Annotated in this window: 25 protein-coding genes and 1 pseudogene; 6 read left to right on the top strand and 20 right to left on the bottom strand. The window is 68.9% G+C overall.

Annotation, left to right across the window (positions count from 1 at the left end):
* Window positions 1–96: 96 nt before the first annotated feature.
* Window positions 97–1110: a LacI family DNA-binding transcriptional regulator gene (locus tag ACZ60M_RS04240; RefSeq protein WP_465414541.1), complete on the bottom strand. Its 1014-nt coding sequence runs from the start codon at window positions 1108–1110 to the stop codon at window positions 97–99.
* Between the two features lie 319 nt (window positions 1111–1429).
* A complete protein-coding gene (locus ACZ60M_RS04235) occupies window positions 1430–2047 on the bottom strand; it encodes a class I SAM-dependent methyltransferase (RefSeq protein ID WP_465414539.1) in 618 nt (205 codons plus the stop codon).
* A 259-nt stretch (window positions 2048–2306) separates the two neighbouring features.
* Between ACZ60M_RS04235 and ACZ60M_RS04230 the strand changes: the two genes are divergently transcribed.
* Window positions 2307–3305, top strand: coding sequence for a hypothetical protein (locus ACZ60M_RS04230; protein ID WP_465414537.1), 999 nt, complete (start codon window positions 2307–2309; stop codon window positions 3303–3305).
* A gap of 262 nt (window positions 3306–3567) precedes the next feature.
* Complete coding sequence (locus ACZ60M_RS04225) at window positions 3568–4596, top strand: proprotein convertase P-domain-containing protein (protein WP_465414535.1); 1029 nt, start codon at window positions 3568–3570, stop codon at window positions 4594–4596.
* 74 nt (window positions 4597–4670) lie between these two features.
* Here the strand turns inward: ACZ60M_RS04225 and ACZ60M_RS04220 are convergent, their stop codons facing one another.
* The 15 genes and pseudogenes from ACZ60M_RS04220 to ACZ60M_RS04150 form a co-directional block, all read right to left on the bottom strand.
* Complete coding sequence (locus tag ACZ60M_RS04220; RefSeq protein WP_465414533.1) at window positions 4671–5750, bottom strand: cytochrome d ubiquinol oxidase subunit II; 1080 nt, start codon at window positions 5748–5750, stop codon at window positions 4671–4673.
* Window positions 5747–7231, bottom strand: a complete 1485-nt coding sequence (locus ACZ60M_RS04215) for a cytochrome ubiquinol oxidase subunit I (protein ID WP_465414531.1) — start codon at window positions 7229–7231, stop codon at window positions 5747–5749. Before ACZ60M_RS04215 ends, ACZ60M_RS04220 begins: the two co-directional genes overlap by 4 nt.
* Before the next feature lie 263 nt (window positions 7232–7494).
* A complete protein-coding gene (locus tag ACZ60M_RS04210; protein WP_465414530.1) occupies window positions 7495–8949 on the bottom strand; it encodes a vWA domain-containing protein in 1455 nt (484 codons plus the stop codon).
* A 151-nt stretch (window positions 8950–9100) separates the two neighbouring features.
* Complete coding sequence (locus ACZ60M_RS04205; protein WP_465414528.1) at window positions 9101–10150, bottom strand: glycerophosphodiester phosphodiesterase family protein; 1050 nt, start codon at window positions 10148–10150, stop codon at window positions 9101–9103.
* 69 nt (window positions 10151–10219) lie between these two features.
* Window positions 10220–11032, bottom strand: a complete 813-nt coding sequence (truA, locus tag ACZ60M_RS04200; RefSeq protein WP_465414526.1) for a tRNA pseudouridine(38-40) synthase TruA — start codon at window positions 11030–11032, stop codon at window positions 10220–10222.
* Window positions 11033–11115: 83 nt separating this feature from the next.
* Window positions 11116–11463, bottom strand: a pseudogene (gene rplQ / locus ACZ60M_RS04195) (50S ribosomal protein L17); the annotation flags it as partial.
* Between the two features lie 68 nt (window positions 11464–11531).
* On the bottom strand, window positions 11532–12578 hold the full coding sequence (locus ACZ60M_RS04190) for a DNA-directed RNA polymerase subunit alpha (protein ID WP_392962605.1): 1047 nt from the start codon (window positions 12576–12578) through the stop codon (window positions 11532–11534).
* A gap of 77 nt (window positions 12579–12655) precedes the next feature.
* Window positions 12656–13054, bottom strand: a complete 399-nt coding sequence (gene rpsK, locus ACZ60M_RS04185) for a 30S ribosomal protein S11 (protein WP_136529806.1) — start codon at window positions 13052–13054, stop codon at window positions 12656–12658.
* A gap of 11 nt (window positions 13055–13065) precedes the next feature.
* Window positions 13066–13440 carry a 30S ribosomal protein S13 gene (rpsM, locus tag ACZ60M_RS04180; protein WP_465414524.1) on the bottom strand — a complete coding sequence of 125 codons (375 nt, stop codon included), beginning with the start codon at window positions 13438–13440 and terminating at the stop codon, window positions 13066–13068.
* 168 nt (window positions 13441–13608) lie between these two features.
* Entirely contained in the window at window positions 13609–13725 is a 117-nt protein-coding gene (rpmJ, locus tag ACZ60M_RS04175) for a 50S ribosomal protein L36 (protein WP_081913453.1), read from the bottom strand.
* A 27-nt stretch (window positions 13726–13752) separates the two neighbouring features.
* A complete protein-coding gene (infA, locus tag ACZ60M_RS04170) occupies window positions 13753–13974 on the bottom strand; it encodes a translation initiation factor IF-1 (RefSeq protein WP_026929479.1) in 222 nt (73 codons plus the stop codon).
* Between the two features lie 314 nt (window positions 13975–14288).
* Window positions 14289–14933: a 30S ribosomal protein S4 gene (rpsD, locus tag ACZ60M_RS04165; RefSeq protein ID WP_465414521.1), complete on the bottom strand. Its 645-nt coding sequence runs from the start codon at window positions 14931–14933 to the stop codon at window positions 14289–14291.
* A 155-nt stretch (window positions 14934–15088) separates the two neighbouring features.
* The gene (locus ACZ60M_RS04160) at window positions 15089–16141 is read right to left on the bottom strand and encodes a D-alanine--D-alanine ligase family protein (protein WP_465414519.1); all 1053 of its coding nucleotides are present in this window, start codon (window positions 16139–16141) and stop codon (window positions 15089–15091) included.
* Window positions 16138–17139 carry an NAD(P)H-dependent glycerol-3-phosphate dehydrogenase gene (locus ACZ60M_RS04155; RefSeq protein WP_465414551.1) on the bottom strand — a complete coding sequence of 334 codons (1002 nt, stop codon included), beginning with the start codon at window positions 17137–17139 and terminating at the stop codon, window positions 16138–16140. The genes ACZ60M_RS04160 and ACZ60M_RS04155 overlap by 4 nt, the downstream gene beginning before the upstream one ends.
* An 11-nt stretch (window positions 17140–17150) precedes the next feature.
* Window positions 17151–17960 (bottom strand): lysophospholipid acyltransferase family protein, encoded by an 810-nt coding sequence (locus ACZ60M_RS04150; RefSeq protein WP_465414517.1) that lies wholly within the window; start codon window positions 17958–17960, stop codon window positions 17151–17153.
* A gap of 298 nt (window positions 17961–18258) precedes the next feature.
* On the opposite strand from ACZ60M_RS04150, the gene ACZ60M_RS04145 reads away from it, so the two are divergent.
* The 4 genes from ACZ60M_RS04145 (at window position 18259) to ACZ60M_RS04130 (ending at window position 21241) form a co-directional block, all read left to right on the top strand.
* Complete coding sequence (locus ACZ60M_RS04145; protein WP_465414515.1) at window positions 18259–18486, top strand: hypothetical protein; 228 nt, start codon at window positions 18259–18261, stop codon at window positions 18484–18486.
* Window positions 18487–18507: 21 nt separating this feature from the next.
* Complete coding sequence (locus ACZ60M_RS04140) at window positions 18508–18723, top strand: cold-shock protein (RefSeq protein ID WP_465414513.1); 216 nt, start codon at window positions 18508–18510, stop codon at window positions 18721–18723.
* Window positions 18724–18797: 74 nt separating this feature from the next.
* Window positions 18798–19715: an NUDIX domain-containing protein gene (locus tag ACZ60M_RS04135; RefSeq protein WP_465414511.1), complete on the top strand. Its 918-nt coding sequence runs from the start codon at window positions 18798–18800 to the stop codon at window positions 19713–19715.
* 215 nt (window positions 19716–19930) lie between these two features.
* On the top strand, window positions 19931–21241 hold the full coding sequence (locus ACZ60M_RS04130) for a D-arabinono-1,4-lactone oxidase (RefSeq protein ID WP_465414509.1): 1311 nt from the start codon (window positions 19931–19933) through the stop codon (window positions 21239–21241).
* A 130-nt stretch (window positions 21242–21371) separates the two neighbouring features.
* Here the strand turns inward: ACZ60M_RS04130 and ACZ60M_RS04125 are convergent, their stop codons facing one another.
* The 3 genes from ACZ60M_RS04125 to leuC all read right to left on the bottom strand — a co-directional run bounded on the left by ACZ60M_RS04125 (window position 21372) and on the right by leuC (window position 24212).
* Window positions 21372–21929 (bottom strand): HU family DNA-binding protein, encoded by a 558-nt coding sequence (locus tag ACZ60M_RS04125; RefSeq protein ID WP_465414507.1) that lies wholly within the window; start codon window positions 21927–21929, stop codon window positions 21372–21374.
* Between the two features lie 240 nt (window positions 21930–22169).
* Window positions 22170–22769 carry a 3-isopropylmalate dehydratase small subunit gene (leuD, locus tag ACZ60M_RS04120; protein ID WP_465414506.1) on the bottom strand — a complete coding sequence of 200 codons (600 nt, stop codon included), beginning with the start codon at window positions 22767–22769 and terminating at the stop codon, window positions 22170–22172.
* Between the two features lie 15 nt (window positions 22770–22784).
* A complete protein-coding gene (gene leuC / locus ACZ60M_RS04115; protein ID WP_465414504.1) occupies window positions 22785–24212 on the bottom strand; it encodes a 3-isopropylmalate dehydratase large subunit in 1428 nt (475 codons plus the stop codon).
* Between the last annotated feature and the right edge of the window lie 53 nt (window positions 24213–24265).

Raw genomic sequence — 24265 nt, 5'->3', positions numbered from 1 at the left:
CCCAAGACGCGGGGAGGTGCTAAGAGCCGGTTTTGTAGGGGGGGGGGGGGGGGGGGCGGCCGCCCCCCCCCCCCCCCCGCCCTCGCCTTTTCGCGTTCAGTTCCTCGGGGCCGACTCGCGCTCGACGATCGTGAAGTCCGCCAGTTCGGTCCGCGGCGGCTGCTTCGGGCCGGTCTCGGCGATGCGCTCCAGCAGCGTCCCGAGCGCGGTGCGCGCCAGCCACTCCCGGCCGGGGTCCACTGTGGTGAGCGAGGGGATCGAGTAGGCGGCCTCGTCGAGGTCGTCGAAGCCGATGACCGCCACGTCCTCGGGGACGCGGCGCCCGGCCTCCTGGAGCACGCGCATCGCGCCGAGCGCCATCGTGTCGTTGAAGCCGAAGACCGCGTCGAACGGCACGTCCCGGTCGAGCAGCTCGTGCATCGCGCGGGCGCCGTCAGCGCGGTGCCACAGGGTCGCCCGCACCACGAGCGAGGCGTCGTACTCGACGCCGTGCGCGGCCAGCGCCTCGCGGTAGCCGCGCAGGCGGAGCCGGGCCGAGCCCATGACCTCGCCCTCGTACTCGCCGATGACGGCGATGCGGCGGCGGCCGGAGGCCAGCAGGTACTCGGTGGCGGCGCGGGCGGCCTCGGTGTTGCGCATGGTCACGTGGTCGCACGGCCAGTCGAAGGTCCGCTCGCCGAGGAGCACCAGCGGGAAGGGGACGTCGAGCGCTTCGGCGTCCTCCTGGCCCATGCCGAGGGGGCTGAGGATGAGGCCGTCGGTCATGCTCAGGCGGGGGCTGTGCAGCAGCGCGAGCTCGCGGTCGCGGTCGCCGCCGGTCTGCTCGACGACGACGGTGAGGCCGTTCTCCTCGGCGGCGGCGATGACCATGCCCGCGAGTTCGGCGAAGTAGCTGAGGTTGAGCTCGGGGACGGCGAGGGCGACGGTGCCGGTGCGGCCCGAGCGCAGGCTGCGGGCGTTGAGGTTCGGCTTGTAGCCGAGCTCGGCGATGGCCCGCTCGACTTTTTCCCTGGTCGCGGGGCGGACGTGCGGGTAGTCGTTGATGACGTTCGAGACGGTCTTGAATGAGACGCCCGCCAGTTTCGCGACATCGCGCAAGGTCGCCGCCATCGCACCTCCTCGTTTCCCGCGAATTCTACAACGATGCAAACTGCCGTTGCCGGAGCTCCCACAGGTCGTCGCGCCATTGGAGCCGACCCGGCGATATTTTATCCGCACATTTCCATCAACCGATACCTCAGCATCACCCCGAACCCGCCGCCGGACCAATCCAACACCCTCACCCCGAACCCGCGCTCGGACCAAACGGCACCAACCGTCAATGTCGGACCCATGTGGGAGAGTGTCCTTATTTCACATGGTGGTCGGAGGTGGATGCGGGTGGGAAGGGGCATGCCCTATAGCCGCGCAGCGGCGCCCGCGGGCGCCGTTACGCCTCGGGGCGTTCGACCTTCAGCACCCGGTAGCCGTTGGCGCTCGCATGCTTGTCGACTTCCCAACCCTGGTCGGTGAGCCAGCGCGCGAGCGAGTCGGCGCCGAGGTGCTTGGAGACGACGAGCCAGGCGACGCCGCTGTCGTTCAGGCGCGGCAGCCAGGTCAGGAGGAGTTCGTGCAGGGCCTCTTTGCCGACTTTGATGGGCGGGTTGGACCAGATCTCGTCGAAGCGGACCTCGGCCGGGACGTCCTCGGGGGCGGCGACGTGGACCGTGCCGGGAGCCTTCTCGGTGTTGCGGCGGGTCAGGTCTAGGGCGCGGCGGTTGACGTCGACGGCCCAGATCTCGGCGTCGTCGCGCTGGGCGAGCACGGCGCTGATGGGCCCGTAACCGCAGCCGAGGTCGAGGAAGGTCCCGGCCCCCTCGGGGGGCACGACCTTGTTCAGCAGCACGCTCGTGCCGGGGTCGAGGCGGTTGCCGGAGAAGACCCCCGTGGAGGTTGTCAGCTCGTAGTCGACACCGTCGAGCGCGAACTCGACGGTGCGCTCGCGGTCGTCGACGGCGGGCTGCTCGCTGAAGTAGTGCTCTGGCTTCTCGGCTGGGCCTTTGGACATGCCCCACATTGTCGCGTGCCCCGCCTGACCGGGTCGCACGGATCGGCCGGTTAGAGACCTGCGCCGTTCCCCCGCCCCTGCAGTAGCGCGTGACATGCCACCGCCCACCGCGCCCTCTCGATCCCCGGGTGCACTGTGTGACATGTGATATGTCACGTGGCACGCCTTGTCACCCAAGGAGATGAACCCCGCTCAACACCGTCCACCTCCCGGGGGAACGTTTCCCGGTTTCGCATGTTTGCGGGTCTAAGCTGCCTCCATGGCACATGGCCCGTCACCGTTCGGAGTTCCCCAGGAGACGCAGGCGCACCGGCCTCCGGACAATCCAGGTTTCGACTGGGCGGAGTACGACGAGCGCTCGCAGATGCGCGCCCCCACGGCGCGGCTCAGCCCCGAAGACCGCACCCCGACCGTGCGGCTCGGCGCGGGCGACCGCACCCTGCCGCCCGCGAGGCGGTCCCCCGAGGAGGAGATGGAGGCGCACCTCGACCAGATCCAGGCCTCGCGCCCCCTGCGCCGCGCCGCCCAGCGCGCCCGGCGCCGCACCAGGTGGTGGCTGGTCGCGCTCGCGATCGTGAGCGCCGTCGCCGTCGCCGGGGCCTGCACGGCCGGGGCGTTCATCGTCCTCCGCGAAGGCGAGCCCGACCCGTCCGCGCCCAGCGCGGAGCCCCGAGCCGATGAGCCGTCCGCAGTGGACGAGACCGCGGGCGCGCCCGACGTGGTCGACCCGATCGCCAGCCGCGACAACGACACCGACCCGATTTCCATCGAGGAACTCTTCGGCGCCGACACGATCGCCCCGGCAGGCGGCGCGGGCGCATACAAAGTCCTTGAGACCGAAGAGCTCTCGAACTGCGCCGACGCCGGGCTCGACGAGCTCGCCGAGCTGCTCGCCGACGCCGACTGTACTCAGACCGTCCGCGCGACCCTCATCAACCCCGACGGCGAGTACGCCGCGACCGCCGGCGTGCTCAACCTCGCCGACGCGGCCGAGGCCGAATCGCTGCGCTCCGCCATCGAAGCGGGCCTCGAAGGCGGCTTCGCGGCCCTGCGGACCGATGGCGAGGCCGAGGAGCTCGGCCGGGCCGCCACCATGGTCGGCTACAACACCTACGGGCACTACCTGATGTACGTGGTCATCGGCCGCACCGACGGCGAGCCCATCGAAGAGGCCTCGGAACCGGTGCGCGCCATCGTGAGCGACCTCGTGGACGTCTGGTTCATCGACCAGCTCAACCCGAGGCGCGAAGTCCAGTAACCCGGACACGGAGCCGCCCACGCACGAAAGCGCGGGCGGCTTTCGTTGTGCGCCTCTGCCTCTCGGCGAACTTCCGACCCCTCGGCCCCAACCGCGCAGTGTCAGGAATGTGAACAATCTACTGTGACTATTGCCACGGCCGATCATCCCATGATTTGATCAATCCAAGCCCGCGTCCCATCCCCTGCGGGCCCACTCCCCGCGACCGGCCCGCCGGTCACCCGTCACCGCGCTCAACCGCCTCACCTCAGGAGCCGAACCCATGCCTTCCTGGACCTTCCCCGCCCGCCGCGCGCTCGCCGCGCTCGTCGCGGCCGCGCTGGCAGTCCTCACCGTCGTCGTCTTCGACGCCGCGCCCGCCGAAGCCGTCCGGCCGCCGGGCATCCCGTCCACCGCGACCGCCCAGTCCGAGCTCAACGCGCTCACCGTGGCCGCCGAGTCCCACGGCTCGACCTACGACCGCGACCTCTTCCCGCACTGGAAGTCCGTCACCGGCAGCGGCGGCTGCACCGCCCGCCAGTACGTCCTCAAGCGCGACGGCCAGAACGTCGTCACCAGCGACGGCTGCCAGCCGACCTCCGGCAACTGGCAGTCCGACTTCGACAACACCTGGACGACCACGGTCTCCAACGCCTCCATCGACCACGTCGTGGCTCTGAGCGAAGCCTGGGCGTCCGGCGCCTGGGCCTGGACCACCGCCCAGCGCCAGGCCTTCGCCAACGACATCAACTCCCCGCAGCTGTGGATCGCCACCGTCTCCTCGAACGCCGCGAAGAGCGACTACGACCCCGCCGAGTGGATGCCCGTCAACACCACCGGCCTGCGCTGCGACTACGTCAAGGCCTGGACCCACGTCAAGTACCTGTACAACCTCACCGTCGACTCCGCCGAGAAGACCGCGATCCAGTCGCACCTGACGACCTACTGCGGCTCCTCCGGCGGCACCCCGACCGGCTGCACCGGCTCGAAGACCACCGCCGCCGCGATCCCCGAAGGCTCGCCGCTGGACTCCACGATCGCCTTGTCCTGCACCGGCACCGCGTCATCGACGAGCTCGGTCACCGTCAACATCACCCACCCGTACAGCGGCGACATCACCATCGCGCTCATCGCCCCTGACGGCACGAGCCGCACCCTCAAGGCCGCTGGCGGCTCCGGCGCGAACATCGCCGCGACCTACAGCGTCAACCTCTCCACCGAAGCCCGTTCGGGCACTTGGACGCTGCGCGTCACCGACACCTACTCAGGCGGATCGAGCGGCACGCTGAACAGCTGGTCGCTCAGCATCTGACGCACCGAGGAGGGCCGGGCACTGGCGCGCCCGGCCCTCCCCCAATCCACCGCAGGTGTCGAAGTCCGAAGTGGTCAGTTCCCCAGCTGCCGGCTCCAGTGCGCGACGCGGCGGACCGGACCGCCCTCGCCCGCTTTGACGCCGCCGCCCGCCTCCCCGTTCCACTCGGGCGACTGGGTCAGATAGAACAGGTACCCGAGCGCCGGGCCGACGATCACAGCCGCGATCCCCACGGCCACAAGCAGCCCCTGCAGTGTCGCCACCGCACCAGCGCCGTCGGCGATAGTCACCTGGTCGACGAGCACCCACGGGTACTGCCCGATCCCCCACCCGGCCATGACCGCCGCGACCGCGATCACCGCGGTCAGCCGCGCCGGGCCGAAGCGCCTGCGCCACAGCAGGACCAGCGTCGCGATCCCGCCGAGCGCCGAGAGCGCCATGACGGGCGCGGCACGCCCGGTCAGGCCGTCCCAGAACGTCGGCGCGTCGTGCTCGATCGGGATGAGCCCCGCGAACACCACCACCCCGGTCGCCGCACCCACCACAAGGGACCTAACGCGGAGCTTCGCCGCCAGCGCGGTCTCGCCGCGCCGGGCCGCGTCGGCGGTCAGGAAGGTCGCGGCGAGGAACGCGCAGGTGCCGACCGAGATGCACCCGGTGAACAGCGCGGTCGGGTTGATCCACGACGACCACGGGTCGCCGTTGCCGTCCGCCGGGACCCGGCCCGAGGCGAGCGCGCCGACGATCGTGCCGAGGAAGAACGGCGCGAGCACCGAGCTCGTGGCGAAGACGGCCCCGAACAGCTTTGCCTGCCAGAGGGTCTCGCTGTACTTGCGGAACGCGAAGCTGGCGCCGCGCAGGACGATGCCGACGAGCGCGAGCACGAACGGCACGTACAGCGTCGTCATCGCGGCGGCGAACGATTCGGGGAACCCGGTCCACCACATGACGAGCACGTAGATGAGCCAGACGTGGTTGGCCTCCCACACCGGGCCGATGCTGCGGTCGATGAGCGTCCGCAGTGGAGCGCCGCGCCGGGCGCCGCCCGCGGTGAGGTCGTGGAAGCCGGTCCCGAAGTCGGCGCCGCCGAGGACAGCGTAGGCGACGACCCCGGCGAACAGCGCTGCGGCGACGGCGAACTCGAGCGTCATCATTTCGCGGCCTCCTTCTCAGCGGCGGCGGTGCCGTCGTCAGCGCCGTCTTTCTCATCGGCGCAGTCGCGGACCTCGGCGGGCCCGTCGGCGGCCAGGAGCTTCGGCCCGTACGGGCTCGGCAGGTCGCCCGCGCCTTCGCGCCAGCGGCGGGCCATCGAGCGGATGATGGCGATCGCGGCGATCGTCATGCCGCCATACAGGACCACGGACCCGCCGTAGAACCACCACAGTCCGGCCGAGTGGTCGGCGGCGGCTTCGGTGGTGCGCATGACGCCGTAGACGATCCACGGCTGGCGGCCCACTTCCGTGGCGATCCAGCCCGCTTCCATCGCGGTCATGGCGAGGAGGCCGGTCATGGCCATGAACCGCAGGAACCACTTGTTGTCGAGCAGGTCCCGCCCCCGCCAGCGCAGGAACCAGTAGAGGGCGACTGCGGCGAGGAGCAGCAGGCCGATGCCGACCATGGCCTGGAACGAGTAGTGGGTGAAGTTGACGGGCGGCTCGTCCTCCTCGGCGACCTGGTCGAGGCCGGGGACGGGTTCGGTGAACGAGTTGAGCGAGGCGACCGAGGAGAGGTAGGGGATCTCGATGGCCCACTTGACTTCGCCGTCGATGTAGAACCCGCCGATGGTCAGCGGGGTGGCGCCGTCGGCGGTCTCGTCGGCGTACTCGAACGCGGCGAGTTTCGCGGGCTGGCGTTCGGCGAGGTCGTGGCCGAGGAAGTGCCCGGCGAGGGGCTGCGCGAGGGCCGCGATGGTGGCGAACGCGAACGGGACCATGAAGCCGAGGCGGTGGTGGCGGTCGCGGCGGCCTTTGAGCATGCCGACGGCGTAGACGGCGGCGATGGTGAACCCGGCGACCATGTACGCGGCGAGCCACATGTGGGCGAACGCGAGGAACGCGTGCTGGTTGAACAGGACGGCCCACGGTTCGATGTTGGCGACCTCGCCGCTGACGATGTCGAAGCCGACGGGGGCGTTCATCCAGGCGTTGACGGCGAGCACGCAGTAGGTGCCGACGACGCCGGTGATCGCCATGGGCAGCACCATGAGCAGGTGCAGTTTCGGGGGCATCTTGCCCCAGCCGTAGAGGTAGATGCCGAGGAAGATCGCTTCGAGGAAGAACGCGAGGCCCTCGAAGGCGAAGGGGAGTCCGAGCACGTCGCCGAAGGTGCCCATGAGGCCGGGCCACAGGAGGCCCATCTCGAAGCTGAGGACGGTGCCGGAGACCGCGCCGATCGCGAAGAGCACGGCCGAGACCTTGCCCCAGCGCTTGGCGAGGTTGAGCGCGACCGGGTCGTTCTTGCGGATGCCGCGCAGGTGCATCACGAAGATGATGGCGGGGAAGGAGACCCCGAAGCAGGCGAGGATGATGTGCCATCCGAGCGACAGCGCCATCTGCTGGCGTGCGGGCATGAGCCCGGCGGGGTCTGCGGCGGCGACTACATCGGACGCCTGGGCGAGGAGCTGGGTTGCATCCATGCTTTGAAGCTACGGTCTCGGTATCCCGAAATCACGCTCTTGTGAATGCTTTCACAAGCCCGGGAAACGCAAGATCGAACGTGTTCAAAAACTTCTTCACCAGCGAATACATGCCCGGACCTCGGCAACCGGCCGGGCGGCTAGGACGCCGGGGCCGCAGCGCTCAATTTTGGAACGGGGTCCGGCGCCGGCGGTTTCGGCGGCGTCGAGCATAGCTCGCGAAGCCGCCCGCGTCAGCGATCGCGGGCGGCCTCGCGACTCCGCTACGCGCCCAACTCGGATGCGGTCGCGATCAGCTCCGCGAGCTCGTCCACGTCCGGGTCGTCGCTCGACTCGGCGAGCGCCCTGGCGGCGGGGAGGATCTCCTCGCAGTCGAAGTCGGCGCTGCCGCGCAGGACCTCCGCGAAGGCCGCCGCAACGAGGTCGACGCTCAGGTGCGGATCGGCGTCCTCGCTCAGGCCGCTGGTCGGCAGGACCGCCTCGGCCGAACCGGTGTGCTCGCCGTCCGGGTCCTGCCAGCGCACGCCAACGGTCGCAACGTCTCCGGCGTCGCCGGTCAGGGTCAGCGCGTACAGCGCGGTGACGCTGTGGCCGGGCCCGACCTCGCCGCCGTCGACGCTGTCGTCCTCGAAGTCGTCGTCGTCGAGGGCGCGGTTCTCGAACCCGATGAGCCGGTAGGAGGCGACCGCGGTGTCGTCGAAGGTCACCTGGATCTTCGCGTCGCGCGCGGTCACGCCGAGCGTCGAGGTCAGCCGCTCGGAGAAGACGCGCTCGGCCTCGGTCTCGGTCGCGAAGTAGACCGCCCAGCCGTCCCCGTTGTCGGCCAGCTGCTCCAGCAGCTCCTGGTTGTACGCGTCGCCGACGCCCACCGTGAGCAGCGTGATGCCCTCGGCGATGTCGTCGCCCAGTTCCTCGAGCATCGCGTCGTGCTCGGTGATGCCGACGTTCGCCTCGCCGTCGGAGAGGAGGATGACCCGGTTGTCCTTGTCCGGGTCGAACACCTCGCCCGCCAGCTCGTAGCCGTCCTCCAGCCCGGCCTGCATGTTCGTGGAGCCGCGCGCATAGAGCTCGCCGATGGTCGCGCGGAGTTCGTCGCCGTCGCCGACGTCCGTCATGCCTTGCAGCACTTCGGAGTCGGACTCGTAGGTGACGATCGCGACCGAGTCGGTCGGCCGCAGCTGGCTCACGAGGAGTTCGAGGGAGTCGCGGACGAGGGCGATCCGGTCGCCCTCCATGGAGCCGGAGACGTCGATGACGAACGTCAGGTTCACGTCGGCGCGCTCGGTCTCGGGCTCGCTGCGGGTCTGGAGGCCCACGCGCATCACGTGGGTCGCGTCGCCCGCGTCGTACCAGTCCGGCAGCTCGGCGCTGTCGACGCTGACGGCGAAGCCGTTCCCTTCGGGTTCGGTGTAGCCCTGGTCGAAGTAGTTGACGAACTCCTCGGGCCGGATCTGGTCGGCGGGCGGCAGCGCCCCGTCCTGGAGCGAGCGGCGCGCGTAGTCGTACGAGGCGGTGTCCACGTCGACCGCAAAAGTCGACTGTGGATCGTCGGCCGGTGAGACCGGGGCGTTGGCGTCGTACGTCGCGTCGGCATCGGGGGCCTCGGCTTCGGCCATGTCCTGCGCCGCACCGGAATCGGAGCCGCCCGGGCCGGTGCAGGCGGCAAGGGCGAGGATCAGGAGGGCAGCCGGAATACCGGCCACGGGGTGGCGTCTCATGGAGGGGTTCCCTTCTTGATCGGGACGAGGTGCTACCTCCATGAGACCGCCGATTCCGCGATCCGGTTCCCCTCGTGGCCGAACCGTGATGGCGCGGTGAGCAAACAGGACCCGCCCGTGACCGGACCGTCACCGCGTAACGATTCGGGCACTACCGGTCGCAGTAGCGCTTCGGGAGGCGGAAGCCGTAGTCGCGCATGACTTCACGCAGCACGTCCGGGTAGTCGGTGATGATGCCGTCCACGCCGTCGTCGATGAGCTTGCGCATGGTGGCCTCGTCGTCCACGGTCCACGGGACGACCTCGATGCCGTAGTCGTGCGCGTGATTGACCATCGCCGCAGTGACGTATGGGACGTAACCGGGGTCGGTGACTTTCCCGTTCTGCGGGGAACCGTGCACGGGCGAGAACGCGTCGGCGCCGAACGAGTCGATCGCGGCGATCGGGTCGCCCCCGAAGTCGTCGATGTCGATACCGCCCAGCCAAGGCGAGGCCCCGGCCTGGCCGGTCTGCAGGAACGAGATGTTCGTCAGCGCCACGAGCGGCAGCTCCGGCGCGGTCTCGCCCATGAGCATCAGCGTGCCCCAGTCGAAGCTCTGGATCGTGACCTGGCGGCCGATGCGGGCCTCCCGGATGTCGGCGAGCACGGTTTCTACGAAGGCCTCCCGCGGTGCGGTCTCGTGCGGCGCCCCGGCCTCCACTTTGGTCTCGATGTTGAGCTTCACGCCGCGCGCGTGGTAGTCCCGCACGAGGTCGAAGACCTCGCTGAGCAGCGGCATCGGCTCGCCGGGGTGGAGTTCCTGGTTCGGGTGGGCGGCCTGCACGAGGCTGCCGCAGTCGAGGGTGCGGACCTGCTCGAGCGTGAGGTTCTTGACGTACTTGCCGACATAAGGGAACTCCGGGTCCCCCTCGAACGCGGGCGCGGTGTCCAGGCACTTCCCGCCGCTCACACGCCGGTCGTGGGTGACGACCGCTTGGCCGTCCTCGGTGATCTGGACGTCGAGTTCGAGGGTGCTCACCCCGAGCTCGAGCGCGTTCGCGAAGGCGGGCAACGTGTTCTCGACGACGAGCCCGAGCCCGCCGCGGTGGGCCTGCAGGTCGAAGTCGCGCGAGGGGTGCGCGTCGGCGGGGCTGGGCACGGCGATGAACAGAGCGGTGGCGGCGATCGCCGCCACCGCGCCGGGGATGAGGAAGCGTCTCATCCCGTCAGCTTCAAGGGCCGGGCTGACCGAAGAGTGAACGGCGGCGCGCCTGGCCGTGAATTCAGGGCCTCAGAGGGTCCTCACGCGCCTGGTCAGGTCGACGCGGGCCTGCCAGTCCTTCGGGTCCTCGGAGTAGGAGACCTCCATGAGGGTGAGGCCGTGGGGGCCGACCACGTGGACGTCGTTGGCGCGCTGACCGCTGTCGATGATCGCGGCGAGCCAGGCTTCGTCGCGGCGGCCGTCGCCCACGGCGAGGGCCGCGCCGACGAGGCTGCGGACCATCGAGTGGCAGAACGCGTCCGCCCGAACCGTCGCGACCGCGACGCCGTCCTCGTCCCGGGTCCAGTCGTACTGCTGGAGCTCCCGGATCGTCGTCGCACCCTCGCGCTGCTTGCAGAAGCCCACGAAGTCGTGCTCGCCGATGAGGGCCTGGCACGCCGCGTGCATCCGCTCCACGTCGACCGGCCGCTGCCAGGCGAGGGTGTCCAAGCGCCGCAGCGGGTTCACGCCCCACATCGCGTCCGCGACCCGGTACCGGTACCGCCGCCACTGCGCCGCGAAGCGCGCGTTGAAGGAAGGATCAACGGCCGCAACGGAAGTCGCCCGCACATCGGCGGGGAGGATGCCGCGCATCCGCCACAGCAGCCGCTCCCCCAAGGCCTCCCACTTCGCCGTGGGCACGTCGACGTGCACGACCTGCCCGGTCGCGTGCACGCCCGCGTCGGTCCGCCCGGCCACGGTGAAGTCGCCGATCTCGCCGAACAGCAGCTCCAGCGCCCGGATCACCTCCGCGGCCACGGTCCGCAGCCCCGGTTGCAGCGCCCACCCCGAGAACTCGGCCCCGTCGTAGGCGACGCCGAGCCGCAAGCGGGTCCTGTCCACACCCTCGTCCACAAGTCCTCCCGGATAAAGCAAACCGCGCGCAGAGCGTAAGCCCTGCGCGCGGTTCGGCAACTGTCTTAGTCGACCAGCTGGATGATCGCCATAGGAGCGTTGTCGCCCTTGCGGTTCCCGGCCTTGATGATCCGGGTGTAGCCGCCCTCGCGGTTAGCGAAGCGGGGGGCGACCTGCTCGAACAGGTCGTGCGTGGCGTCCTTGTTGCGCAGCTTGGCCAGCGCCAGACGGCGGTGGTGCAGCGTGCCCTTCTTGCCGTGCGTGATCAGCTTCTCGGCGTAGGGACGCAGACGGCGGGCCTTGGTCAGCGTCGTGGTGATGCTGCCGTGCTCGAACAGGGAGGCCGCCAGGCCCGAGAGCATGAGCTTCTCGTGAGCCGGGGAACCGCCCAGGCGCGGGCCCTTTGTAGGTTTGGGCATTGTCTTGCTCCTTTTGGTTTGACGCGGCCGGCCGTCTTACGGAACCGACCGCCACTGGTCGGAAGTGCTTAGAGCTCTTCGGTTTCGCGAAGGTCCTCTTCGTCTTCCTCGTACTCGTCGTTGTCGGCGACCGGCGACCCGCCGTAGGCCACAGCAGCCTCGCTCGGGTCGAAGGTGCCGGGCGAGTCCTTCAGGCTCAGGCCCATGCCGGCGAGCTTCATCTTGACCTCGTCGATCGACTTCTGCCCGAAATTCCTTATATCGAGCAGGTCGGCCTCGGTGCGGTTGATGAGTTCGCCAACGGTGTTGACGCCCTCGCGCTTGAGGCAGTTGTAGGACCGGACGGTCATGTCCAGGTCCTCGATCGGCAGGGCCAGATCAGCAGCGAGCTGCTGGTCGGCCGGGCTGGGGCCGACGTCGATGCCCTCGGCCTCGGTGTCGAGCTCGCGGTACAGGCCGAACAGCTCCACCAGGGTGGAACCGGCCGACGCCAGCGCGGTGCGCGGGGTCGTGGACGGCTTGGACTCGACGTCGACGGTGAGCTTGTCGAAGTCGGTGCGCTGCTCGACGCGGGTCGCGTCGACCGAGTAGGCCACCTTGAGCACGGGCGAGTAGATCGAGTCGACCGGGATGCGGCCGATCTCGTTGGTCTCGCCCTTGTTGGCCGGGGACGAGACGTAGCCCCGGCCGCGCTCCACCACGAACTCCATGTCGATGCGGCCCTTGGAGTTCAGGGTCGCGAGCTTGAGCTCGGGGTTGTGGACCTGCACGCCGGCGGGCGGCTGGATGTCCCCGGCGAGGACCTCGCCCGGGCCTTCCTTGCGCAGGTACATGGTGGCCGGCTCGTCGTTCTCCGAGGAGACGCAGATCTGCTTGACGTTCAGCACCAGTTCGACGACGTCTTCTTTCACGCCGGGAATGGTGGAGAACTCGTGCAGGACGCCGTCGATCTTGATCGACGTGACCGCCGCGCCCGGGATGGACGACAGCAGCGTGCGCCGCAGCGAGTTGCCGAGCGTGTAGCCGAAACCGGGCTCCAGGGGTTCGATGGTGAACTTGGAGCGGGTCGGGCTGATCTGCTGCTCGGTGAGCGTGGGCCGCTGAGTGATAAGCACTTTGCGTTGTTTCCTTTGTTCGGGGCGCCCGCTATTTGACGCCTAAACTCACGGATTTTCAGTTTCGCGCAGTCGCGTTAGACGCGGCGGCGCTTCGGCGGACGGCAGCCGTTGTGGGGCTGCGGGGTCACGTCGTTGATCGAGCCGACCTCGAGGCCGACGGCCTGGAGGGAGCGGATCGCGGTCTCGCGGCCCGAGCCCGGGCCCTTGACGTAGACGTCGACCTTGCGCATGCCGTTGTCCATCGCACGGCGGGCGGCGGCCTCGGCGGCCATCTGCGCGGCGTACGGGGTGGACTTGCGCGAGCCCTTGAAACCGACCTGGCCGGAGGAGGCCCAGGCGATCACAGCACCGGTCGGGTCGGTGATCGACACGATGGTGTTGTTGAAGGTGCTCTTGATGTGGGCGTGCCCGTGGGGCACGTTCTTCTTCTTGGCGCGCGGGTTCTTGGAACCGCCGCGAGTCTTCGGTGGCATCAGCTGGTCTCCTAACGTGCCTTCTTCTTGCCCGCGACGGTCTTCTTCGGACCCTTGCGAGTACGGGCGTTGGTCTTGGTCCGCTGACCGTGGACCGGAAGGCCGTAGCGGTGACGGAGACCCTGGTAGCAGTTGATCTCGATCTTGCGGCGGATGTCGGCCTGCACCTCGCGGCGCAGGTCGCCTTCGACCTGGTAGTGCTCTTCGATGTGGTCGCGGAGCTTCACCAGTTCTTCGTCGGTGAGGTCCTTGACGCGCGTGTCGCGGTCGAGGCCGGTCGCCGCGATCGTCTCAAGCGAACGCGTACGGCCGATGCCGAAAATGTAGGTGAGTGCGATCTCCAGGCGCTTGTCGCGCGGGAGGTCGACTCCAACCAGGCGTGCCATGCAGGCGTACTCCTAGTGTTGTCGGAGGTCTGACCGCTGCCTTCCCGCTGGGTTCTGATCCCTGCCCTGATGGGCGATGCGAGCCCCGGCCTCCGAGCCGGGGGTTGTGCTGGCGCACTGGCGGCGGTTTCCCCTATTGGGGCCTTTCAATTGCTGGCGTTGTGCTGCTTAACCCTGACGCTGCTTGTGACGCGGGTCGGACGAGCAGATAACCATCACTCGTCCGTGCCTGCGGATCACGCGGCAGTTCTTGCAGATCACTTTGACGCTCGGCTTGACTTTCACGAGTCCTACTTACGTGTAGTCGTCAGGTCAGCGGTAGCGGTAGACAATCCGCCCGCGCGACAGGTCGTACGGCGAGAGCTCAACCACGACCCGGTCCTCGGGGAGGATTCGGATGTAGTTCTGGCGCATCTTGCCACTGATGTGGGCGAGTACCTTGTGGCCGTTGGTGAGTTCCACCCGGAACATAGCGTTCGGGAGGGACTCGACGACCTTGCCCTCAATCTCGATGGCACCGTCTTTTTTCGGCATGTCCTCCGCTACCGTGACAACTCGGTCTGAAAACCCCGCACCCTTGGCAGGTGGGAGCTACTGGCACGCCGACCCGGGAATCCGGGCGGCATTGGAATGGTGCGGGGCTTCACCAACGGCGTCCGGGTGCACGGCGACACCTGAAGCGCATGGCTACCCACTCGGGGACGCACTGCACCACTGAGCGAGTCTACTCGCGTCCCAATACCGTCTACCAGGGGGTTAACCGTGACGGAGGGCACTTGGACGAAAGCGGAGCGCCGCCCGGTTCCCGGTTGCCCGGAAGCCGGGCGGCGCTCAATGCTCGCTCGGGCTTACTTCGAGTAGAACTCGACGATGAGCTGCTCGTCGCAGATCACGGGGATCTGCTTGCGCTCGGGCACCGAGAGGAAGCGGGCGATCAGGCCTTCGAGGTGAGCCTCGATGTAGGCCGGAGTCGTCTCGCCCGCCCAGGCGCCGGCGGCGGCCAGCTGGAACGGCGTGGTCTCGCGCGAACGCTTGCGGACCTGGACGAAGTCGCCGGCCTTCAAGCGGTAGGACGCGATGTCGACCTTGCGGCCGTTCACGGTGAAGTGACCGTGGTTGACGAACTGGCGCGCCTGGTAGATGGTGCGCGCGAACCCGGCGCGGAGCACGAAGGCGTCCAGGCGGGACTCGAGCAGCGACACCAGGTTCTCACCGGTCTTGCCGGACTTGCGCACGGCCTCGGCGTAGGCGTTGCGCAGCTGGCGCTCAGAGATGTTGTACTGCGCGCGCAGACGCTGCTTCTCGACGAGCTGGTTCTTGTAGTCCGATTCCTTCTTGCGGCCGCGGCCGTGCTGCCCCGGAGGGTAGGGACGGCGTTCCATGTACTTGGCGGCCTTCGGCGTCAGAGCGATGCCGAGGGATCGGGAAAGCTTGACTTTCGCCTTAGCTTGCAATGATCTCTCCAGTAATTCATGCGTTGCCCCGAACGACATACGGGGCATAATGCGTCCCTGACCAGCAGAAACGCGTGAGTGTAGCGCGCTCAGGAAGCACCTGGAGGTTGTCCGGGGCCTGGCGCGCACACGGGTGTACGTTCGCACTCCTGCGCCCAGAGGGCACGGGAATGCTCGTGACCAGGTTACGCGGCCTACTTGCCGCCGCCCACCCGGGCTGCGGCGAGAGTGACCAGGCGCTCTACGAGCTCGCCGTAGGAGATGCCGTAGGCCGCGAAGGCCTGCGGCACGCCGCTCATCGGCGTCATGCCCGGCATGGTGTTCACCTCGTTGAGATAGACGACACCGTCCTCGCCGAGGAAGCAGTCGACGCGCGCGAGGTCGCGGCAGTCCAGGAGCCGGAAGACCTTCCGGGCCAGGGCCTGGGCCTGCTCGGCCACGCCCTCGGGGTAGTCCGGGTGGAGGTTGAACGGCTCGGGGTTGTCGAGGTACTTGGCCTCGAAGTCGAACCAGCCGTCCTCGCCCTTGGCGAGCACTTCGAGCGGGAACGTGATCTCCAGGTCGCCGTCGAGCGTCTCGACGACGCCCATCTCGATCTCGCGGGCGTTCACGAACCCGGCCTCGAACACGACCTTGTCGTCGACCTCGCGGGCCTTCGCGACCGCCTCGGCGAGTTCGGCGCCCGAGTTGACCTTGCTGATGCCCAGGCTCGAACCGGCGCGCGCGGGCTTGACGAAGATCGGCAGGCCGAGCTTCCCGATGACCGCTTCGGCGTCGAGCTCCTCGCCCGCCTTCAGCACGTCGAACGCGCCCTGCGGGACGCCCTCGGCGGCCAGCAGCCGCTTCGAGAACTCCTTGTCCATGCACAGCGCGCTCGACAGGACGCCGGAGCCGACGTACGGCGTCCCGGCCATCTCGAACAGGCCCTGGATCGTGCCGTCCTCGCCGTAGGGGCCGTGCAGGACCGGGAAGAGGACGTCGGCGACGGGCTGCGAGCCCGGGCCGAGGTCGATCGCGACGGCCTTGCCGGCCTCGGCGGTGACCTCGGGGAGGGCCTCGGGGGCCTCGATCGCGAAGGCGACGTCAGGGGAGAGCTCGACCCATTCGCCGCTGCGGGTGATGCCGATCGTGGTCACGTCGAAACCCCGGTCGCGCAGCGCCTTGGCCACACCGGAGCCGGAGGCGCAGGAGACCGGTTGTTCGACACTGCGGCCGCCGAAGAAGACGGCGACGGTCGGTTTAGTCATTTGTCGGACCTCAAACTGTCGGTTTCGGGTTTGGTCTCGCGTCCCATGAGTTCGGCGACCGCGGCTCTGGGGTCGAGTCCCTCGTGGCAGACCCGTTCCACGGCATCGCAGATCGGCATCTCCACGCCCACCTTGCGGGCGAGGTCGGTGATGGAACGGCAGCTCTTGACGCCCTCGGCGGTCTGCTTGGTGACGCGCGCGGCCTCTTCGAGGGTCGCGCCGAGCCCCAGCTGCTCGCCGAAGGTGTGGTTGCGCGACAACGGGGACGAGCACGTGGCGACGAGGTCGCCGAGCCCGGCGAGCCCGGCGAACGTGGTCGGGTCCGCGCCCAGGCGCGTGCCGAGGCGGGTGGTCTCGGCCAGGCCCCGCGTGATGATCGTGGCCTTCGTGTTGTCGCCCATGCCCATCCCGGCGGCCATGCCGTAGGCGAGCGCGATGACGTTCTTGACCGCGCCGCCCAGCTCGCAGCCGACCACGTCGGTGTTCGTGTACGGGCGGAAGTAGGAGGTCGTGACGGCCTTCTGCACGTCCACGGCCCGGCCGTGGTCGATGCACGCCACGACAGAGGCCGTGGGCTGCTGCTCGGCGATCTCGCGCGCGAGGTTCGGGCCCGACAGGACCGCGATGCGCGACTGGTGCGCGCCGGTGACCTCGGCGATGACCTCGGTCATGCGCATCGTGGAGCCGAGCTCGATGCCCTTCATGAGGCTCAGGAGCGTCGCGGCCGGCTCCAGGTGCTCGGCCCAGGCCGCGAGGTTGCCGCGCAGGGTCTGGCTCGGGACGGACAGGACCACGAGGTCGGCGCCGTGCAGCGCCTCGGCCGGGTCGTTCGTGGCGCTCACCAGGCCCGGCAGCGCGATGTCCGGGAAGTAGTCCGGGTTGCGGCGGGTCGCGTTGATCGCGTCGGCGACCTCGGCCCGCCTGGCCCACAGGGTGACCGGCGTCCCCGCGTCGGCGAGGATCTTGGCGAACACGGTTCCCCAGGAACCGGCCCCCATGACGGCTGCTCTCACTCGGAAGACCCACTTTCATCGGATCGGTGCTGCCGGGGATCGAACAGAGGGGGTGCTTCCTGGCCGCGGATCTCGGCGAGGCCCTCGCGCAGGGCCTCCATGATGCGGTCGGTGACCGCGGCGAGGTCTTCGCGGGTGGGTTCCTTTCCCTGCCAAGGGGAGAGGTCGACGGGAGGGAGGGCCTTGACGGTGACGGGCTTGCGGCCGAGCTTGAACTTGGGGTCGCGCTTGCGGTCGTGGATGCCGAGGGCGCCCCACTGCACGATCGGGACCACGGGCGCGCCGGACTCGAGGGCGAGGCGGGCGATGCCGGTCTTGCCGCGCATGGGCCAGCGGTCCGGTTCCTTCGTCACGGTGCCTTCGGGGGACATGATGACCACGTGCCCTTGGGCCAGTTCGCGTTCGAGGGTGCGCAGCGAGTCCGCGGCCTCGGCGCTGCCGCGCTTGACGGGGATCTGGCCGGTGGAGCGCACGAGCGGGCCGACCAGCGGGATGCGCAGGATCGACTCCTTGAGGAGGAACCGGGGGTGGCGTCCGGCGTTGTACACGTAGTGGACGACCACGAGCGGGTCGATGTCCGAGTAGTGGTTCCAGACGAGGATCGCGGGGCCCTTGAGCGGTATGTGCTCCATACCCGACCACGAGCGCTTGGTGAGACCCAGCATGGCGCCCTTGACGATGTTCGCGTAGGTGCGGACGTCGATGCGGAGGGCGTCGCCGCCGCGGCGGCGGAAGGTGTACTGCGCCTCGGGCCTCGGCTCGGTCACCTGCTGGCTCGCTTTCTCGGGGAGGGGCTCCGGCCGCATGGGCTCGGCCTGTGCCGTCGTGTACGGGATCGTCAGTGCATTGCACTCTAACGCCCGCGCCGGGCCCTTCAGGCGACGGTAAGCAAAGGGTGGGGTTTGACTCCCCGCCGCGGGGTACACCGCTACGTCGCGTGAACTCCCAGGTACGCGGCGCGCGGCCCGCGATGCGCGGCACGGGAACGGCGGTACCCGGGGGTTGCGCGGAACCCGCTATGATGTCATCATAGAGTCACAATGACATCTACCTTGCCGACCGGACGTGTCGGCTCGAATCCCGACTCGACTCGGAGTGAGTGACATGAACTGGCGTCTCTTCGGCTGGCTCGCGGCCCTGTTCGGCGGCGCGGTCATCGCCGTGATCATCGTGGTGAACGTGATCCAATTCGTGCTCGGGGCGATCGGCGGCATCCTCGCCTTCATCTTCAACTTCGCCCTCTTCATCGCCATCGTCGGCGGCGTCGTCTGGCTGGGCCTCAAGGCCAAGAAGGCCCTCGGCGGCCGCAACAACCCCCAGATCCGGAAGTAGCGCCTGGATTTCGGTCCTTCCATGGTCCAAGCTGAGACCATGCAGGGCACCGTCTCGAACTTCAACGAGGACACCTCCGGCGAGGCCGTCCTCGACAACGGCCGCCGCGTCGCCTTCGACGCGGCGGCCTTTCGCGCCTCCGGCCTGCGGTTCCTCCGCCTCGGCCAGCGCGTCGACCTCGACACCGACGATGAAGGGAACGTTGTGGCCGTCCGCATCCCGACGATGCATCCCTAGACGCGGCGGGCGCCGCGTACCCCCCGCGAGTGGCAGACTTCCCGCGATTGGGTGAGTCCCAGTACCTTAGAGGCGTGAGTGTGGAACAGGACACTGTCGGGAACGGGGCGCCGCAGAGGCAGATCGCCGCCGCTGGCGGCCTGTTGTGGCGCAACGGCGAGCGCGGCCTCGTCGAGGTGATCGCCGTGTGGCGGCCCCAGGTCGGGAACTGGTCGCTGCCGAAGGGCAAGCTCGACCCGGGCGAGCACCCGCTCACGGCGGCGTGCCGCGAGGTCGAGGAGGAGACCGGGATTCCGGTCATCCCGCAGATGAAGCTGTGCCGGGCCAGCTATGTGCTGTCGAACCCGGCCGGGGACGTGCTGAAGTACGTCGACTACTGGTCGATGCGCACCGAGAAGCCCGATGCGGCGTTCACCGCCGACGAGGAGATCGGCGAGCGGCGGTGGATCACGCTCGCGGAGGCGCGGGCGGCGCTGACGCGGCCGCGGGACCAGCAGGTGCTGCAGGCGTTCGGGGCTTTGCCCGCGGTGACGGCGACGGTGCTGCTGGTGGTTCCGGCGGAGGTCGAGCAGGCCTGGGACGGGCCGGAGGTGACGCGGCCGTTGAGCGCGCGCGGGCAGGACCAGGCGGTGCGGGTCGCGGCGCTGGCGTCGCTGTACCAGCCGGACCGGGCGTTCAGCGCGACGGGCCGGGCGAGCGTGCAGACGGTGGAGCCGATCGCGCAGGCGGTGCGGTGCAGGCTGAGCGGTGACACGGCGTTCGACACCGAAGCGCACGAACGCAATCCCGAGCGCTCGAGCGCGCGCATCCGGGAGCTCGCGGGCGGTGGCGGGACGGCGATCGTCTGCGCGGAGCCGGAAGTCGTGAGCGACACGGTGGCGATCCTGGCGGACGAGGACGGCGTGGAGACCGCGGACGTCTCGACGCGGCCCGGGGAGGCCTGGGTGCTGTCCCTGTCGGGCCAGAAGCTCGTGGGTGTGGAGCGGCTGTAGGGAGCCGGTTCGCGGGCAGCGAGAGAGCCGCTGGGGGCCGTGTTTCGGGCCCCCAGTTCTTACCCTCACATACGGGTACGACATTTCGGAGCCGGGAGTCCCGGCCTTCGGACTGCTCGGCGCTGCGACCGGTCGCTTTCGCGGTACCGTTGCCCGCCTGACCGCAGCCGGTGCGCCTTCGCGCGCCGGCTCGCGCACCGACTAGGAGGCACGCTTTGGCCAGCGCACCCACGCCCTTGCACAACTGGGCCGGGAACATCCGCTTCTCCCCCAGCCGTTTCGAGGCGCCCGCGACGCTCGACGAGGCGCGGGCGGTCGTGGCCGCCGCGTCGCGTCTGCGCGTGCTCGGTTCGGGGCACTCGTTCAACACGATCGCGGCCTCTGACGCGACGATGATGTCGCTGGCGGGCATCGAGCCCGAAGTGAACATCAACGCTGGACAGATTTACGGCTCGCAGGCTTCGCCGAGAGGCACCGGTACCGTCCGGGCCTCCGGCTGGATCACCTACGCCGACTTGAGCGCCGCGGTCCACCGCGCCGGTTTCGCGCTGCACAACATGGCGTCGCTCCCGCACATCTCCGTGGCCGGTTCGATCGCGACGGGCACGCACGGTTCGGGCGACCGCAACGGGAACCTCGCGACGGCCGTGGCCGCGCTCGAGTTCATCGGCCCGGACGGGGAGCTGCGCACCGTCGAGCGCGGCGACGAGGACTTCCCCGGTTCCGTGGTCCACCTGGGGGCCTTGGGCGTCGTGCACGCGGTGACCCTGGACCTGCTGCCGGGCTTCGAGATGCGCCAGTACGTGTACGACGGTCTGGCGTTCGAGAAGGCGCTGGAGAACTTCGACGAGCTGACGTCGTCGGCGTACAGCACGAGCCTGTTCACCGCGTGGGGCGCTGAACCGGTGTTCCAGTACTGGGTCAAGCAGCGCACGGCCGACCAGACCCACCCGTTCCCTAAAGCGAACTGGTTCGGGGCGCCGCTGGCGGACGGGAAGCGGCACCCGGTGCCGGGGGTGGACCCGCAGGCGTGCACGGTGCAGCAGGGCCAGACGGGTCCGTGGCACGAGCGGCTGCCGCACTTCAAGCCGGAGTTCACGCCGAGCGCGGGCGACGAGCTGCAGTCGGAGTTCCTGGTGGACCGGGCGGACGCTCCGGCGGCGCTGGAGGCGCTGGCGGGGCTGGGGGCCGAGCTCGGTTCGGTGGTGCAGATCTGCGAGGTGCGGACGATGGCGGCGGACGAGCTGTGGCTGTCGCCCGCATTCGGTCGCGACACTGTGGGCCTGCATTTCACTTGGGTGAGCGATTTCGAACGCGTAGCGCCGGTGCTGTCCGCGGCCGAGGCGGCACTGGAACCGTTCTCACCGCGACCCCATTGGGGCAAATTGTTTTCGATACCAATGAGTGAGGTCCGGTCGCGTTATCCGCGAATGGGGGACTTCGAGAAACTCCGCGCGCGCGTCGATCCAGAGGGGAAGTTCGGCAATGACTTCTCGGACGCACTCTGGGGCGGTGCCGGGCGCTAGTGCCGAGTGCCGCCTGAGGCGGCCGTCCCGGTAAAGCATCGAGGGCATTCAGGTGGCTCCTGAATGCCCTCTCCCCGTGCGAGTCGGACGGGTGCCTCACCGTGCCCCGAACCGGTTCGGGGCCGCGGCATCAGCTACGTCCGCGCTTCGTGGTCTTCTTCGCCGCCGTCTTCTTCGCGGCGGGCTTCGCCGCGGTCTTGCGCACGGCCTTCTTCGCGGTGGAGGCCTTCTTGGCCACCGTCTTCTTCGCCGCGGTCTTCTTGGCGCCCACGCGGCTCGTGGCCGTCGAGCGGGTGGCCGTGGAGGCGGCGCGCGTGGTCTTCTTCGCGGTCGTCTTCTTGGCCGTGGTCTTCTTGGCGGCGGCCTTCTTCGCCGGGGCCGTCTTCTTCGCGGTGGCCGACTTGGCGGCCTTGCGCTTGCCGGTCACGAGCTCCTTGAAGCCGGTGCCCGGACGGAACGCGGGGACGACGGTCTTCTTGACCTTCACCGCTTCCCCGGTGCGCGGGTTGCGCGCCATGCGAGCGGCGCGTTGGCGCTTCTCGAAGACGCCGAAACCGGCGAAGGAGACTTTCTCCCCTTTCACCACCGCGCGCTGTATCTCGTCGATCGCGACATCCACGACTTCTTTCGCAGCGGCCCGGTCGCCAGTGCGAGCGGCGATCCGTTCGACGAACTCTGCCTTGTTCACGAGTCCTACCCTCCCGATAGTCCTTGAAGCCATACCAGCTTGTTAAGCGCACGTTATGACGTTTCGAAAGCGAACGCAACTGTTTCCGCGAAAATCGACCCGTTGTGTCGCAAGGAATTTTTATTCGGGTGCCCGAAATCGACGCTCGCAACCCCGTTGGGAGGGACCCGAACACGCCTGGAGCCGGTGGCGATGCCACCGGCTCCGTACGTGAGGGCTAACTGGATCGGGCTCCGGACACTAGACCTGAGCGGGGAGAGTCCTAGGCCGCCAAGCGTCCCGGTTCGACTCGAATCCCGCGATCTTGTCCTCGTCGCGGAGCGTCAGGGCCACGTCGTCGAGCCCTTCCATCATGCGCCAGCGCAGGAACTCGTCGAACTCGAAGGACCAGGTGCGCTCGCCCGCACGGACTTCGCACGCGACGAGGTCGACGGTGATCTCCGACTCCGGGTGGAGTTCGGCGATCAGCCACAGCTCTTCGACGGCCGCCTCGGGCAGCTCCACAGTCAACAGACCGTTCTTGAGGGAGTTGCCGCGGAAGATGTCTCCGAAGCGCGGGGCGATGACCGCCTTGAACCCGTAGTCCTTCAGGGCCCAGACGGCGTGCTCGCGCGAGGAGCCGGTGCCGAACTCGGTGCCGGTGACCAGGATCGTGGCGTTCGTGTACTCCGGCTGGTTGAGGAGGAACTTCTCGTCCTCGCGCCACTCGGCAAACAGGCCGTCCTCGAAGCCGGTCTTGGTGACCCGCTTGAGGTACACGGCCGGGATGATCTGGTCGGTGTCGACGTTGGAGCGTCGCAGCGGCGCGACCTGGCCGGTGTGGGTCGTGAACTTGTCCATGATTCCCTGCCCTTCCTACAGATCCGCCGGGCTGGCGAGGTGGCCGGTGACGGCCGTGGCGGCGGCGACGGCCGGGCTCACCAGGTGCGTGCGCCCGCCCTTGCCTTGGCGGCCCTCGAAGTTGCGGTTCGAGGTGGACGCGGCCCGCTGGCCGGGCGTCAGCTGGTCCGGGTTCATGCCCAGGCACATCGAGCAGCCGGCGAAGCGCCAGTCGGCGCCCGCGTCGATGAAGACCTTGTCGAGGCCTTCGGCGATGGCCTGCTCGCGGACTTTGGCCGAGCCGGGCACGACCATCATGTTGACGCCCTCGGCGACCTTGCGGCCCTTGATGACATCGGCGGCGGTGCGCAGATCCTCGATGCGGCCGTTGGTGCACGAGCCGAGGAAGACGACGTCGACGTCGATCTCGCGCATCGGCGTGCCCGCGGTGAGGCCCATGTACTCCAGGGCCCCTGCGGCGGTGGTGCGCGCGATCGGGTCCTCGAAGTCCTCGGGTGCGGGGACGGTGCCGGAGAGCTCGATGCCCTGCGCGGGGTTGGTGCCCCAGGTGACGAACGGGCTCAACGAGGCCGCGTCGATGACGATCTCCTTGTCGAAGACGGCGCCCTCGTCGGTCTTGAGGGTCTGCCAGTACTCGACGGCGGCGTCCCAGTCCTCGCCCTTGGGCGCGTGCGCGCGGCCCTGGACGTAGGCGGCGGTCTTCTCGTCCGGCGCGATCATGCCGGCCTTGGCGCCCCACTCGATCGACATGTTGCACACCGTCATGCGGGCTTCCATCGAAAGCTCCTCGATGGCCTGGCCGCGGTACTCGACGATGTGGCCCTTGCCGCCGCCGGTGCCGGTGATGGAGATGATCTTGAGGATCAGGTCCTTCGCCGAGACGCCTTCGGGCAGCGAGCCGTTCACGGTGACGGCCATGTACTTCGGCTTCGCCTGCGGCAGGGTCTGCGTGGCGAGGACGTGCTCGACCTCGCTGGTGCCGATGCCGAACGCGATCGAGCCGAACGCGCCGTGGGTCGAGGTGTGGGAGTCGCCGCACACGACGGTCATGCCCGGCTGGGTGAGTCCCAGCTGGGGTCCCACGACGTGGACGACGCCCTGGTTCTCGTCACCGAGCGAGTGGATCCGGACGCCGAACTCCTCGCAGTTGGCGCGGAGCGTCTCGATCTGCTTGCGGCTGGTCGGGTCCGCGATGGTGAAGAGGTTGTCGGTGGGCGTGTTGTGGTCCTCGGTCGCGATCGTCAGATCGGTCCGGCGGACTTTGCGCCCGGCCTGCCGCAGGCCGTCGAAGGCCTGGGGGCTGGTCACCTCGTGGAGGAGGTGCAGGTCGATGTAGAGCAGGTCAGGCTGCTGGCCGCCCGTGCGTACCGTGTGGGCGTCCCAGACCTTCTGCGCGAGGGTGCGCGGTGCCGTTCCCTCGGATTCGTGTGGTGTAGGTGACATCTCTGTTCCCAGTCGTTGGACTTCTCGAAATATGGGAGGTAATGTTCAGCTCG

The organism is Glycomyces sp. NPDC050141 (assembly GCF_055586545.1).
Note: the sequence above shows the minus strand (reverse complement) of the source record. Positions and strands in the feature narration are given on the sequence as shown.

Excerpts from the sequence above, each read along its gene's own strand:
- ACZ60M_RS04240 (WP_465414541.1), bottom strand. The coding sequence starts at position 1,110 with ATGGCGGCGACCTTGCGCGATGTCGCGAAACTGGCGGGCGTCTCATTC.
- ACZ60M_RS04235 (WP_465414539.1), bottom strand. The coding sequence starts at position 2,047 with ATGTCCAAAGGCCCAGCCGAGAAGCCAGAGCACTACTTCAGCGAGCAG.
- ACZ60M_RS04230 (WP_465414537.1), top strand. The coding sequence starts at position 2,307 with ATGGCACATGGCCCGTCACCGTTCGGAGTTCCCCAGGAGACGCAGGCG.
- ACZ60M_RS04225 (WP_465414535.1), top strand. The coding sequence starts at position 3,568 with ATGCCTTCCTGGACCTTCCCCGCCCGCCGCGCGCTCGCCGCGCTCGTC.
- ACZ60M_RS04220 (WP_465414533.1), bottom strand. The coding sequence starts at position 5,750 with ATGATGACGCTCGAGTTCGCCGTCGCCGCAGCGCTGTTCGCCGGGGTC.
- ACZ60M_RS04215 (WP_465414531.1), bottom strand. The coding sequence starts at position 7,231 with ATGGATGCAACCCAGCTCCTCGCCCAGGCGTCCGATGTAGTCGCCGCC.
- ACZ60M_RS04210 (WP_465414530.1), bottom strand. The coding sequence starts at position 8,949 with ATGAGACGCCACCCCGTGGCCGGTATTCCGGCTGCCCTCCTGATCCTC.
- ACZ60M_RS04205 (WP_465414528.1), bottom strand. The coding sequence starts at position 10,150 with ATGAGACGCTTCCTCATCCCCGGCGCGGTGGCGGCGATCGCCGCCACC.
- rpsK (WP_136529806.1), bottom strand. The coding sequence starts at position 13,054 with ATGCCACCGAAGACTCGCGGCGGTTCCAAGAACCCGCGCGCCAAGAAG.
- rpsM (WP_465414524.1), bottom strand. The coding sequence starts at position 13,440 with ATGGCACGCCTGGTTGGAGTCGACCTCCCGCGCGACAAGCGCCTGGAG.
- infA (WP_026929479.1), bottom strand. The coding sequence starts at position 13,974 with ATGCCGAAAAAAGACGGTGCCATCGAGATTGAGGGCAAGGTCGTCGAG.
- rpsD (WP_465414521.1), bottom strand. The coding sequence starts at position 14,933 with ATGTCGTTCGGGGCAACGCATGAATTACTGGAGAGATCATTGCAAGCT.
- ACZ60M_RS04160 (WP_465414519.1), bottom strand. The coding sequence starts at position 16,141 with ATGACTAAACCGACCGTCGCCGTCTTCTTCGGCGGCCGCAGTGTCGAA.
- ACZ60M_RS04155 (WP_465414551.1), bottom strand. The coding sequence starts at position 17,139 with ATGGGGGCCGGTTCCTGGGGAACCGTGTTCGCCAAGATCCTCGCCGAC.
- ACZ60M_RS04150 (WP_465414517.1), bottom strand. The coding sequence starts at position 17,960 with ATGCGGCCGGAGCCCCTCCCCGAGAAAGCGAGCCAGCAGGTGACCGAG.
- ACZ60M_RS04145 (WP_465414515.1), top strand. The coding sequence starts at position 18,259 with ATGAACTGGCGTCTCTTCGGCTGGCTCGCGGCCCTGTTCGGCGGCGCG.
- ACZ60M_RS04140 (WP_465414513.1), top strand. The coding sequence starts at position 18,508 with ATGGTCCAAGCTGAGACCATGCAGGGCACCGTCTCGAACTTCAACGAG.
- leuD (WP_465414506.1), bottom strand. The coding sequence starts at position 22,769 with ATGGACAAGTTCACGACCCACACCGGCCAGGTCGCGCCGCTGCGACGC.
- leuC (WP_465414504.1), bottom strand. The coding sequence starts at position 24,212 with ATGTCACCTACACCACACGAATCCGAGGGAACGGCACCGCGCACCCTC.